This window comes from Geodermatophilus chilensis (assembly GCF_002802985.1).
GTDB lineage: Bacteria > Actinomycetota > Actinomycetes > Mycobacteriales > Geodermatophilaceae > Geodermatophilus > Geodermatophilus chilensis.
This window is the reverse complement of sequence record NZ_NVPT01000061.1, coordinates 1-11,241: the sequence shown is the minus strand read 5'-3', so window position 1 is coordinate 11,241 and position 11,241 is coordinate 1. Positions and strand designations below refer to the sequence as shown.

The 11,241-nt window shown below is 73.1% G+C and carries 12 protein-coding genes and 1 pseudogene; 5 read left to right on the top strand and 8 right to left on the bottom strand.

The genetic code is table 11. From position 1 onward, the window contains the following. Nucleotides 1-33: 33 nt before the first annotated feature. The 3 genes from CNO22_RS12115 to CNO22_RS12105 form a co-directional block, all read right to left on the bottom strand. Entirely contained in the window at nt 34-864 is an 831-nt protein-coding gene (locus tag CNO22_RS12115; protein ID WP_100499617.1) for a DUF2182 domain-containing protein, read from the bottom strand. Nucleotides 865-868: 4 nt separating this feature from the next. Continuing rightward, nucleotides 869-1,471: a DUF1326 domain-containing protein gene (locus tag CNO22_RS12110; RefSeq protein ID WP_100499616.1), complete on the bottom strand. Its 603-nt coding sequence runs from the start codon at nt 1,469-1,471 to the stop codon at nt 869-871. Nucleotides 1,472-1,540: 69 nt separating this feature from the next. Then, nucleotides 1,541-2,962, bottom strand: coding sequence for an FAD-dependent oxidoreductase (locus tag CNO22_RS12105; RefSeq protein WP_100499615.1), 1,422 nt, complete (start codon nt 2,960-2,962; stop codon nt 1,541-1,543). 61 nt (nt 2,963-3,023) lie between these two features. Here CNO22_RS12105 and CNO22_RS12100 point away from each other — a divergent pair, with 61 nt between their 5' ends. Continuing rightward, nucleotides 3,024-3,335 carry a putative quinol monooxygenase gene (locus CNO22_RS12100; protein WP_198588277.1) on the top strand — a complete coding sequence of 104 codons (312 nt, stop codon included), beginning with the start codon at nt 3,024-3,026 and terminating at the stop codon, nt 3,333-3,335. Here CNO22_RS12100 and CNO22_RS12095 read toward each other — a convergent pair. Both CNO22_RS12095 and CNO22_RS12090 read right to left on the bottom strand, forming a co-directional pair. Beyond that, nucleotides 3,332-4,156, bottom strand: coding sequence for a glycoside hydrolase family 25 domain-containing protein (locus CNO22_RS12095; RefSeq protein ID WP_100499614.1), 825 nt, complete (start codon nt 4,154-4,156; stop codon nt 3,332-3,334). The two genes, CNO22_RS12100 and CNO22_RS12095, sit on opposite strands and share 4 nt — an antisense overlap. A gap of 39 nt (nt 4,157-4,195) precedes the next feature. Continuing rightward, entirely contained in the window at nt 4,196-5,005 is an 810-nt protein-coding gene (locus tag CNO22_RS12090) for an Fpg/Nei family DNA glycosylase (protein WP_100499613.1), read from the bottom strand. A 64-nt stretch (nt 5,006-5,069) separates the two neighbouring features. Here CNO22_RS12090 and CNO22_RS12085 point away from each other — a divergent pair, with 64 nt between their 5' ends. Next, entirely contained in the window at nt 5,070-5,909 is an 840-nt protein-coding gene (locus CNO22_RS12085) for an SCO6745 family protein (RefSeq protein WP_100499612.1), read from the top strand. Between the two features lie 25 nt (nt 5,910-5,934). On the opposite strand, the pseudogene CNO22_RS12080 reads toward CNO22_RS12085, so the two are convergent. Together CNO22_RS12080 and CNO22_RS12075 are read right to left on the bottom strand one after the other, a co-directional pair. Then, a pseudogene (locus tag CNO22_RS12080) lies at nt 5,935-7,239 on the bottom strand (cryptochrome/photolyase family protein); the annotation flags it as partial. A gap of 70 nt (nt 7,240-7,309) precedes the next feature. Further along, on the bottom strand, nt 7,310-7,630 hold the full coding sequence (locus tag CNO22_RS12075; RefSeq protein WP_100499611.1) for a GNAT family N-acetyltransferase: 321 nt from the start codon (nt 7,628-7,630) through the stop codon (nt 7,310-7,312). Nucleotides 7,631-7,782: 152 nt separating this feature from the next. Here CNO22_RS12075 and CNO22_RS12070 point away from each other — a divergent pair, with 152 nt between their 5' ends. Beyond that, nucleotides 7,783-7,956 (top strand): DUF4236 domain-containing protein, encoded by a 174-nt coding sequence (locus tag CNO22_RS12070; protein WP_100499610.1) that lies wholly within the window; start codon nt 7,783-7,785, stop codon nt 7,954-7,956. Between the two features lies 1 nt (nt 7,957). On the opposite strand, the gene CNO22_RS12065 is transcribed toward CNO22_RS12070, so the two are convergent. Continuing rightward, on the bottom strand, nt 7,958-8,254 hold the full coding sequence (locus CNO22_RS12065; RefSeq protein ID WP_100499609.1) for a hypothetical protein: 297 nt from the start codon (nt 8,252-8,254) through the stop codon (nt 7,958-7,960). A gap of 440 nt (nt 8,255-8,694) precedes the next feature. Between CNO22_RS12065 and CNO22_RS12060 the strand changes: the two genes are divergently transcribed. Further along, entirely contained in the window at nt 8,695-9,459 is a 765-nt protein-coding gene (locus tag CNO22_RS12060) for an ANTAR domain-containing response regulator (protein WP_198588276.1), read from the top strand. A gap of 597 nt (nt 9,460-10,056) precedes the next feature. After that, nucleotides 10,057-11,241, top strand: a 1,185-nt coding sequence (locus CNO22_RS12055) for a hypothetical protein (RefSeq protein ID WP_157936917.1), incomplete at its 3' end; no start/stop codon positions are given.

Genomic DNA, 11,241 nt, shown 5'->3' with positions numbered 1-11,241 from the left:
CCGGCCGAGTCGGTGCTCGAGGCGAAAGGAGTGCTAGGAGCCCATCGGCTCCATCTCGTTGACCAGGTCGTCGCCGGGAACGGTGAGGGCCGGCATCCCGTGGGGGGCCAGCCACAACAAGACGCCGAGGGTGAGCAGCACGACCGCAGTCCCGTAGTTCGCCACCCGGCGCCACGGGAGGGTCTTCTCGATGGCGATCAGCCCGGCGACGAAGGCCATCCAGGCGACACTCATGACGCCCAACGCGAACAGCGACGCCATCAGCGCCCAACAGCATCCGACGCACCACGCACCGTGTTTCGCACCCATCCGCAGCGCACCCCAGCGCCCGTCGCGCCAGGAGCCGAGGAGGAACCCGAGCGGGCTGCGGCACTTGCCGAGGCAGACGTCCTTGAGCGGGGTCAGCTCGTAGACCGCCGCGACGACGAGCGTGGCAGCAGCGACCCACCGGCCCGCACGGTCCCACGCGAGCACGTCTCCCGCGACCCTGTCCACGGTCGCCACGAGCGCGAAGGCGACCAGGCCCGCCCCTGCCCACGTGACCAGATAGCCCCCCGCGAACAGCAGGGGCGACAGCGGAGACCGCTGCCTGGTCATGCGGGAGTACAGCGCCACCGTCGGCGCGACCGACGGGAACATCATCGCGGCCATCATCACGACCCAGACGCCGAGGAACCAGCCCAGCGCGCCCAGGCCGGTCCATGGGCCCTCGTCCATGCCCTGCATCTGGCGGGCGGTCCACCACCAGCCGACGCCCGCGAGGGCGAACAGGACGGCGACGAGCCCCAGTCGGGCACGGACAGCAGCGAAGGCCGGCAGGAGGCCGCGGTCCGAGGTGGGGCGTGCCTGCGCCGGAGCGCTCATGGGGTCACCCGGCCCAGGAGAACTCCGCGATGGACACGCCGGTCCTGCCCTCGTACCGGATGCCGAAGGCATCGATCCGCGAGCGCCGCGCCTCGGCCATCGTCAGGTTCGGCGCGACCGGGTGGAACGCGCCGTCGAACCTGACCGGCTGACCGTCCTCCTTGCCGAACGGCACGATGTCCTCGACCTCGAAGTCGATGGCGTCGCCGACGCGGACGCTGTGCCGCAGACCGTCGTCGCGGATCTCGATCGGCGCCCGATCGACGCCGACGACCTCCGCCACGAGCGGGGCGAGCGCGGCCATCGGGCCGCCGAGCTGCCCACCGAAGACCTTGACCAGCTTGTCGAACTGCTCGTCCGACGCCTGGTCGTCGACGAACATGCCGAGTCGCCAGTTCCCGTCGGTCATCACCTTCGGGGTGTCGATGATCGTCACCACCCTGCGACCCCGGACGTCGGTGCCGTCGACCTCGCCCTGGCGGATGTCGAAGGCCAGGGTCGCCCGGCAGTAGTCGTAGGTGGCGCCGTGGTCCAACGAGAGATTGCACGGGCACATCAGCTCGCACGAGCACGTCTCGGCGTAGCTGCCCTTGAGGTTCCATGCCATGGCCGGTTCCCTCCGCGAGGCGGCAAGTCTCCAACCCCGGACGGGACCGGTCAACCGGCTCGTCAGCGGTCAGCGCACCCGCGCGGCCGCCTCCTTCACGGCGGCCAGCAGCGACTCCCACTCGTGCAGCGTCGTGCGGGCCCGGCCGCGGGTCGCCCCGAGCGCGACCTCGGCGGCGTCGATGGCCCGCCAGTCCTCGAGCAGCACCGGGTCGGCGCCGTTCGCGCGCAGGGTCGCCACCAGGTCGTCGTCCCCACTGCTGCCGGGGCGGACGACGCCGGCGGCGACGTCGGCCAGCAGCGCGGCCACCGTCTCGCGGGCGTCGTGCTTGTTGGTGCCGACGACGCCGGTCGGCCCGCGCTTGATCCAGCCGGCGACGTACTCGCCGGGGGAGGGCTCCCCACCGCGCAGCACCCGGCCCAGGTCGTTGGGCACGGTCCCGCGCCGGGGGTCGAGCGGCAGCTCGGGCAGCTCGCCGCCGCGGTACCCGACCGAGCGGACCACCAGGTCGGCCGCCAGTACGGTGGTCTCGCCGGTGCCCGAGGCGCGGCCGTCCTCGTCCACGACGGTCCGCTCGACCTCCACGCCGGTCACCCGGTCCTCGCCGAGCAGGCGCACCGGGCGCGAGAAGAAGCGCAGCGTCACCGTCGTCCGGCCCGGCTGCGCCGTGTGCTGCGCCCACTCGTGCAGCACGGCCAGGTTCCGCGACACCACCCGGTCGGCCGCGACGCGCTCCTCGGCCGCGGCGTCCAGCTCCAGGTCGCCCGGATCGACCAGCACGTCGGCCCCGGCCAGCTCGCCGAGCTCGCGCAGCTCCTGGGTGGTGAAGGTGGCCTGCGCGGGGCCGCGCCGGCCCAGCACGGTGACCCGCTCGACCGGGGCGGCGGCGAGGGCGTCGAGCACGTGCTGCGGCATGTCCGTGGGCTCGAGCTCGGCCGGGGTGCGGGCCAGCACGCGGGCCACGTCGAGCGCGACGTTGCCGACCCCCACGACGACGACCGACCGGGCACCCGCCAGCGCCGCCTCGACCGTCGCCCGGTCGGCGTCGGGGTGGCCGGTGTACCAGGCGACCAGCGCGGTGGCGGCCAGGCTGCCGGGCAGCTCCTCGCCGGGGACGGCCAACTGCCGGTCCAGCGCGGCGCCGTAGGTGTAGACGACGGCGTCGACCGCGGCGTGCAGCTCGCGGCAGGAGAGGTCTCGCCCGATCTCGACGTTGCCGACGAAGCGCACCGCGGGGTGGTCCAGCGCCCGGTGCAGGGTGTCGCGGATGGCCCGCATCTTCGGGTGGTCCGGGGCGATGCCGTGGCGCACCAGGCCGAACGGGGTGGGCAGCCGGTCGACCAGGTCGACGGCGACCGGCACGTCCTGCTGCCGGGTGAGCGCCTCGGCGGTGTAGATGCCCGCCGGGCCGGCGCCGACGACGGCCACCCGCAGCCGCCGCGGGGGAGGGGACGGGGGATCGGGGTCATCGTCGGCCGACACGACACGCATCCTGTCCCGCCCGGGTGGGCAAGCACCAGGCTCCGAGAACCCCGAGCGCAGGAGGCAGCCCGTGTCCGTCGTCGTCGTCGCCACCATCACCCCGCAGCCCGAGCACGCCCAGGCGGTGCGGGAGGCCGTGCTGGCCGCCGTCCCGCAGGTGCACGGGGAGGATGGGTGCCAGCGCTACGCGCTGCACGAGGCGCGCGACGGCTCCCTGGTCATGATCGAGCAGTGGGCGAGCCCCGAGGCGCTGGCCGCGCACGGGAAGGGCGAGCCGTTCACCGAGCTGTCGCGGCAGCTGGAGGGCAAGCTCGCCGGCGCCCCGGCACTGCAGGTGCTCCAGCCCCTCCCGACCGGGGACGACGGCAAGGGCACCCTCTAAACACAGCTGTGGTCGTGGTCCAGCCCGTCGACGACGTACTGGGTGAGAACCACGTCGCCGCCGTCGACGAGCGGGTCGCGCAGGCACGCGGCGCGGGCGCCGGCGAGGGAGGTCGAGCCGGCCAGCCAGCTGTCGAGGTCGTGCAGCGGGCTGGACCGGGGCACCACACCGGCGATCCGCCGCCACTGGTAGCCGGTGGAGTAGAGGCCGACCTCCGCACCGGTGGCCGACAGCCGGGCGGCCATCCCCTCGAGCGCCGCGCGGTTGCGGGCGCGGGCGGGCGCCGAACCGGTCTGCCAGGTGTTCGTCGTCTCGACGTCGAGCCACCAGGTGTGGTCGCCGGGGTCGGGGTCGACGCCGGCGGCCTCCGCGGCGGGGAGGAAGAACTCCGTCACCGTGACGGCGACCCGCTCCCACCCGTACTGCCACGAGCAGGCCCGGCTGTTGTCGCCCTCGCAGCGGCCGTACGGGGTGCGCCCGCGTGCGGGCCAGGTGGTCACCCGGTCGCGGACCTGGCCGGGGTTGGCGGTGTTGACGTAGAGCTGCAGCCGCGGTTGGGCCTCGACCACGCCGGTGGTCTCCTCCGCGGCCCAGGCCAGCTGCCCGGCCAGGCAGGGGTTGGGCCGCGTGGCCAGCCCGCCGTTCACGCCGACGATCGCGAACGCCGGGTCGTCGGGCAGCGCGTCGCCGCACTGGGGATAGGAGACGTCGTAGCCGACCGCGGCGTCGTCCCCCGGGTCGGCCGCCGCGGTGGGCACGCCGAGGGCCAGGGACGCCGCGGCGAGCGCGGCCACCCCAAGAGCACGCCCCCCGCCGGCCATGGCCCCACGATAGGTCGCACCGACCCCGCGGTCACCGGGTCAGGCGGCCTGGCAGATCGGGCACCAGTGGAGGTTGCGGCCGACCATCACCTGGGTCTGCACCGGCGTCCCGCAGACCCGGCAGGGCAGCCCGGTGCGCCGGTACACGTAGTGCGCGTCCTCCCGGCGGACGGCGCCGCCGCGGCGGTTGCGGTGCTCCGGGCGGGTGGTGACGATCCGGCCCATCCGGACGCCGGCGCGCATGAGCACCACCAGGTCGGCCCACATCGCGGTCCACGTGGCGGCGTCGACGTCCCGGCCCGGGCGGAACGGCGAGACGGCGTGCCGGAAGAGGATCTCGGCGCGGTAGACGTTGCCGACCCCGGCGAGCACCGACTGGTCCATGAGCAGCGCGCCGAGCGCGGTGCGGCTGCCGGCGATCCGCCTGTGAGCCACCGAGCCGTCGCTGCGCGGCCGCAGCGGGTCAGGGCCGAGGCGGTCGAGGATGCGGTCGACCTCCGGCGCGGTGAGCACCTCGCAGGCGGTGGCGCCGCGCAGGTCGGTCCACATGCCCAGGCCGTCGGGGCCCTCGCCCTCCCAGCGCATCCGCAGCGCGCCGCGCGGGGGTGGCGGCGTGCCCTCGCCGGAGGTGTAGGTGCCGTAGAGCCCCAGGTGCACGTGCAGGGTGTCGGGGCCGAAGCAGGCGAACAGGTGCTTGCCGTAGGAGATCACCTCGTCGAGCACCCGGCCGTCGAGCAGCGCCGCGCCGGCGGCGAAACGGCCCTGCGGGCTGGTCACGTGCACCGGACGGCCGGCGAAGGCCAGCGTCTGGTCCCGGGCCAGCCGGTACAGCGTGTGTCCCTCAGGCACGGGCGGCTCGCCAGGTCATGACCCCAGCTTCGCCCCCGGCCAGCGGCTCCGCCACGATGACGGGGTGACCCAGGTGACACCGCAGCTGGCCCGGAGCGCGTGGGGGTCGCTGGAGACCCTGCACGTCGTCGCCTACTTCGCCCCGGAGGTGCAGCAGGCCTACGACCGCTTCGGGGTGCCGGCGACCCGCGCGGGCTACTTCGCCGCCCGTTCGTCGGCGTTCGGTGCGGCCGACCCGGCGCTCGTCGTCGCCACCTTCTACGTCTTCTCGCCCGACCTGGTGGCCCGGGCGGTGCCGGCGGTCTGGGCGGCCGGCACGCCGGAGGAGTGGGCGGCCGCCCGCAGGGACGCCGTCGCCGCGGCCCTGCACCGGGTGCTGGGGGAGCCCGACGTCGCCGAGGCGCTGGAGCTGGCCCGGGAGGCGTGTGCGGGGCTCGGTGCGGCCGGGCGGCCCCTGTACGCGGCCTGGAGCGGCGCCGACTGGCCCGAGGACCCGCTGCTGCAGCTCTGGCACGCCGGCCTGCTGGTGCGCGAGCACCGCGGCGACGGCCACGTCACTGCACTCATGGCCGCCGGGCTGGACCCCGTGGAGGCGCTGGTCACCGGTGGGCTGGCCTCGGACAGCACCGACTTCGTGCGCACCACCCGTGGCTGGAGCGACGCCGAGTGGACGGCGGGGGAGCAGCGCTGCCGCGACCGCGGGCTGGTCGACGACGGCGGCCTCACCGACGCCGGCCGGGCCCTGCGCGCGGAGGTCGAGGCGACCACCGACCGGCTGGCGGTGACCGGCTGGGCGCACCTCGGGGCCAACGGCACGCAGCGGCTGGTGGAGCTGCTGGCGCCGCTGCGGGGGCGGCTGTTGGCCTCCGGGCTGCTGCCGGACTGGATCCGCGCCCGCGGCTGATCAGCGCGCGCACCTGCTCGTAGCGCTCCAGCGCCACCCGGAGCTCCTCGGCGTGGTCGACGACCGGCAGCGGGTACCCGTCCGGGACGCCGTCCGGCGCGAGCCACGGCTCGTGCACGTACCGGGCCGGGACGTCGCGCAGCTCGGGCACCCAGCGGCGCACGTAGTCGCCGTCCGGGTCGAACTCCTTCCCCTGCCGGGTGGGGTTGAAGACCCGGTAGTGCGGCGAGGCGTCGGTGCCGGTCCCGGCGACCCATTGCCAGCCGTGGTTGTTGCTGGCCAGGTCGCCGTCGACGAGGTGCTGCATGAAGTACCGCGCCCCGCGCCGCCAGTCGAGGTGCAGGTCCTTGACCAGGAACGACGCGACGATCATCCGCACGCGGTTGTGCACGTAGGCCTCGCCGAGCAGCTGGCGCATCCCGGCGTCGACGACCGGGTAGCCGGTGCGGCCCTGCGCCCACGCCGCGAACCGCGCGTCGGCGTCCGGGCCGGTGTCGTAGGTCATCGCGCGCATCCGCCCGTCCAGCGGCTCGCGGGCGGACTCCGGGCGGTGCCACAGGACCTCGGCGTAGAAGTCCCGCCAGCACAGCTCGGTGCGGAACCTGTCGGCGGCCTCGGAGTCGAGGTCCTCGATGTCGGCCAGCAGCGTGCGCGGGTGCACGCAGCCGTACTTCAGGTAGGCCGACAGCCGGCTGGTGCCGTCGGTGCCCGGGGTGTTGCGGGTCCGCTTGTAGTCGTCGATCCGCTCCGCGCGGAAGCGCCGCCAGGCGTCGGAGGCGGCCGCCTCGCCGGCCGGGGGCAGCCGGACGCCGTCCAGGCCGGAGACCTCGGGCGGGTCCTCGGAGCGGACGCCGGTGCTCCAGGGCACCGACTCCGGCCGCGGCGCCGGGGCCCGCCAGCCGTGCTCGCGCCAGGCGCGGGCGAAGGGGGAGAAGACCCGGAACGGCGTCCCATCGGACTTGGTGACCCGGCCCGGCGTCACCGCGTACGGGGAGCCGGTGCGCACGAACGGGACGTCGCCGAGGGCGCGCTCGACCGCCGCGTCCCGCTGCCGGCCGTGGACGCCGGTGTCGGCCGAGACGTGCACGCTCACCGCGCCGACCTCGCGGGCCAGGTCGGGCACCACCCGCGCCGGGTCGCCGGAGCGCAGCACCAGGGCGCCGTCCACCTGACCGCCGAGGTCGGCGAGGCAGTCGAGGAGGAACTGCCGGCGGGGCAGCCCGGAGGGACCCCACAGCCGGGGGTCGAAGACGAACAGCGGCAGGACGGCGCCGTCCGGCCCGGCCGCCTCCCGGGCGTCGAGCAGGGCGGGGTGGTCGGCCAGCCTCAGGTCGCGGCGGAACTAGAGCAGCGCGGTGGGCACCCGCGCGAGCGTAGGCAGCTGCGGGCGGAGCCGCAGGTCAGCGGTCGGCGGTGGCCAGGCCGAAGTGCGGCCGGTCGTCCTCGGCGACGAGGTCGATGTCCTCCGGGTGCTGCTGGATGTAGTGACGCACGAACGAGCAGTAGGGCAGCACGGTCAGCCCGCGCTCCCGGGCGGCGGAGAGCACGCCGGCGACGAGCGCCGAGCCGATGCCGCGCCCACCGACGGAGGGGTCGACCTCGGTGTGCGGCAGCGTCATGGTGCCGTTCTCGACGTGGTAGCTGGCCAGGCCGACGACCCGGTCCCCGAGCCGCACCTCGAAGCGCCCCCGATCCGGGACGTCGACCACGCTCGTCTCCATGCTGGGTCTCCCCCTCCGCTCGTCCCCGGCGCCGTTGCCGGGACTCGACATGCGTGCAGAGACGGTAACGCCTCGCAGCGTGGGAGAGTGTCGCCCCGCCGGGGTGATGTCGCCCCTGCGGGCGACACGGGAGCAGCTGGTAGGACCCCTGCATGCCCTTCCGCTTCCGCCTGACCAAGCGCCTCGGACCGCTCCGCCTGGACGTCAGCCGCCGCGGGATCTCGCCCAGCCTGCACGTCGGCCCGGTCGGCTACAGCCCCCGTGGACGGCGCTGGTCGGTGCGCCTGCCCGGCCCGTTCCGGTACGTGTTCTCGCGGCGGCGCTGACTCAGGGCCGGGGGTTGGTTCGCGTCCAGCCGCGCTCGTCCCGCCGTCCGCCCAGCCCCGCCCGGCAGCGCCGGCAGACCTCCTGCACCTCCTCGGCGTGGCGGCCGGACTCCGGCTGGACGTCGGCCCAGCTGACGTGCGGGAAGCGGGCCAGCCGCGACCGGCTCAGCGACAGGCCGCAGACCGTCTCGTTGCGCCCCCGCTCCCACCCGTGGACCTCACCTGCGGGGTAGCGGATGCCGTCGTCGGGGTCGACCCACTGGCCGGCGGCCGCGACCGCCGCGTTGCGGAGTGCCATGCACGTGCCGGTACCCGCGGAGGAGCGGGCCGGACCCACTCGGCCCGCGGCGGCGCTGCAGGGGTGGGTGGGTGGCCGGAGTCAACCACCGCAGCGGCCCTGCAGCAGGCGTTCACCCGCCACCACGCGTGCACCCCGATGGCCTACCTCCGCCGGGTCCGCCCCGCACGCCGGCCGGTTCAGCGCCGCCTACCGCGCCCGGTACGGGACCACCCCGAACACCACGCTCCGCAGCTGACGACCGGCCCGCGCTGGGCCAGGTGACCCGGATGCCCCCGGGGACGCTGGCGCTGCTGGGTAGTGTCCTCTTGAACCGCGCGTCACGCAGCCGGCGCACCCCGGGGCCTCGCCCCCCTCTCGACCGAGCCCTGGAACCCACGGGGTCTCGCAGACCCGCAGCGACCACCGCATCCCGCTGCACAGGCTCCCGGAGTACCACCGTGCCCAGGCCCGACGACCAACTGCTGGCCGCGCTCGCGCAGCTCAGCACGATCCCGTTCGCAGGACGCTCTCTGCCGGCCGTCGTGCACGAGGTCACCGACATCGCTGCGACGGTGCTCGACCGACCGCTGGAGGCGTCGGTCACCCTGGTGAACCACGACAGGGGCAGCACCGTGGCGGCCAGCGGAGCCCTGGCCGTCGACCTCGATGAGTTTCAGTACCGCAGCGACACGGGGCCGTGCCTGGAAGCCGCTCGGCGTGGGCGGCCGGTCACCGTCGTCACCGCCCGGCCCCAGGGCCCGTGGGCGGACTTCGCCCGGGAGGCCGCCGGGCGCGGCTGCCACGGTGTGTTGTCCTCCCCGCTGCCGGCCCAGCGGACGGTGCTGGGCAGCTTCAACCTGTACGTGGGACGGGACGTCCACGCCGACCTCGGCCGTCGCGGGGCAGCGGAGCGGTTCGCCACCCATGCGGCGACCACGGTCGCGAACATGTACGCGTACGAGGACACCGTGGAGCTCGCCGAGAACCTCCGGCTCGCCCTCGACCTCCGTCCGGTCATCGACCAGGCGAAGGGCATCCTGATGGAGCGGTACAAGCTCACGGCGGAACAGGCCTTCGCGGCGCTCGTGCGGATTTCCAACGAGACCAACACCAAACTGCGCACGATCGCGCAGGAGATCGTGCACACCGGTGAGGTCCCCCTGCTCCGAGGGGCGGAGGACGACACCCGGCTCGTCGGTCCGCGGCCGGACGACCTCGGGTGAGACATCGGAGGAGCGCTGACCTGCAGGTACGCCAGTGCCCCCCCGGCAGGATTCGAACCTGCGACACACGGTTTAGGAATACGTTCCGTGGGTGATTGGCTGTTGTTGGTCGTCAGCGGACATAACCGTTGACCTGCGATTATGCCATTTTGTGATCTACGGTCGTTGAGGGCCTCAACTGGACGTTCTGCGGACTGAGTGCGGGCTGGATGCGGACTGGGAGCGGCCATCGGCGCCAGGCCGGATGACGGGAGATGCCGCTTCCCACCCGGGGGAGTGTGCCGGCTGCACCGGTCGCCGGAAGGGCGCTGCGCGTCCCTTCGGGATTGGCCTTCGGCCCACCCTTCCCCCGATCGGCGCAGCCGGACGGAAGCCGGTTGTGGGAAGCGGCCAGACGTGTGGACGAGCCCTGCCGTCCAGGGTCGCCTCTCACGCTGGCGATCATGACGGTGTCCCGGCCGGTCTAGGTGGGGGCTGCGGAGCACATCGCCGAAGCGCGGGGAGTGTCATCTCCAGGACGTAGCCTCGGCTGAGTGCTCGGCGCTTCCGACGGCGAGCACCAAGTGGCTCGGTCACGCGCGGATCCGAGAGGTTGCCTTGCCGATCACCGTCCTTGACGTCATTGACAACTTCTTCGCGCGTGATTCGGACCCTGACGTCGCTCGGTTACCAGGGCGGCGCCTGTATGACTTGGGCATGGAGGCGCGGCGCCTTGCACAAGCGGCAGACGCACCGCAAGTGGGGCGAGGGTCGATCTATCTGGGCGGGTGGCCTTCGGCCAACTTCTGGGCCGTATCTGGCGACCTGATCATGTCAACGCTGCTCTATGCGGACTCAGTCGTTGTCAAGGACCCCCTGACGGACTGGTTCTCCTACAGCCAATACCGAGTACCGCATTTGATGTCCAGCCGTCCCGGGTACTTGAATCCAGAGACCTGTGAGCCGCTGGTCGCACAGACGCGTGCGTTCTTGTCCGCCACAATCCCTGCTCTGCGCCACCTTCGCCCGTTGGTGGAAAGCGGTGCGGTCGTCTTCGCCCCGTCAGCCGACCTGAACCTAAGGCAGTCACCAGACATCGACAGCATGGCGCGAGAATTGATGACGCGGTTGGTGACTGATACCACGGCCTACACCAGGCAGTTCGCCGCAACCGAGATCACGGCGGAAGACAACATCCGAGGTCAGTTCGTTTGTGCCCCCGGAGATCAAGACGCCTCTGTCCGCAAGAGCCTAGAGCACGGGATGCGCCACTTCGCTCGCGAGTACGCCCTTGCTCGCAGCGTCGGCGCAACCTACACCGCCCCCTTTCGCCACGAGGCGCACCTCTGCCAGAACGGTCTCGGCGCCTTCACCAGCCCTGGCAACCGAGTGACGACCGCCTTGATGACGACGGAACTGCCGATCCTCGCGAACCTGACTCCGTCCGTTGTCGCGAAGGTCAGGAGCGATGACTCGTACGAGGAGTTCCGCGCTCAACTGCATGCTCTCTACGCGGGCTTCCCGGTCGACGCTTCGTCCGCGGACGAAGCGTCGAAGTATCTCTTTGATCAAGAGCGTGCGCTCCTGAGCGGTCCCCTTAAGGAGGCGGAACGTCACCTGGGCAGGGGTGTCCTCGGGCGACTTGGCGCAGCCCTCACGAAAGGTTCTTTCAAGGTTATGACCGGGCTGGCCGCCGATGGTGTTCTAAAGATCATTAAGGGCGGTTGTTATAGGAACGATCCGAACTCCAAGCCGGTGCTGGCCAGGAAGCCGACCAGCAGTCCGGGGCGGTACTGCATCCGT

Bases quoted from the DNA above. Each gene is read 5' to 3' on its own strand.
- CNO22_RS12095 (WP_100499614.1), bottom strand. From the start codon at position 4,156: ATGGCCGGCGGGGGGCGTGCTCTTGGGGTGGCCGCGCTCGCCGCGGCG.
- CNO22_RS12110 (WP_100499616.1), bottom strand. From the start codon at position 1,471: ATGGCATGGAACCTCAAGGGCAGCTACGCCGAGACGTGCTCGTGCGAG.
- CNO22_RS12075 (WP_100499611.1), bottom strand. From the start codon at position 7,630: ATGGAGACGAGCGTGGTCGACGTCCCGGATCGGGGGCGCTTCGAGGTG.
- CNO22_RS12070 (WP_100499610.1), top strand. From the start codon at position 7,783: ATGCCCTTCCGCTTCCGCCTGACCAAGCGCCTCGGACCGCTCCGCCTG.
- CNO22_RS12115 (WP_100499617.1), bottom strand. From the start codon at position 864: ATGAGCGCTCCGGCGCAGGCACGCCCCACCTCGGACCGCGGCCTCCTG.
- CNO22_RS12105 (WP_100499615.1), bottom strand. From the start codon at position 2,962: ATGCGTGTCGTGTCGGCCGACGATGACCCCGATCCCCCGTCCCCTCCC.
- CNO22_RS12065 (WP_100499609.1), bottom strand. From the start codon at position 8,254: ATGGCACTCCGCAACGCGGCGGTCGCGGCCGCCGGCCAGTGGGTCGAC.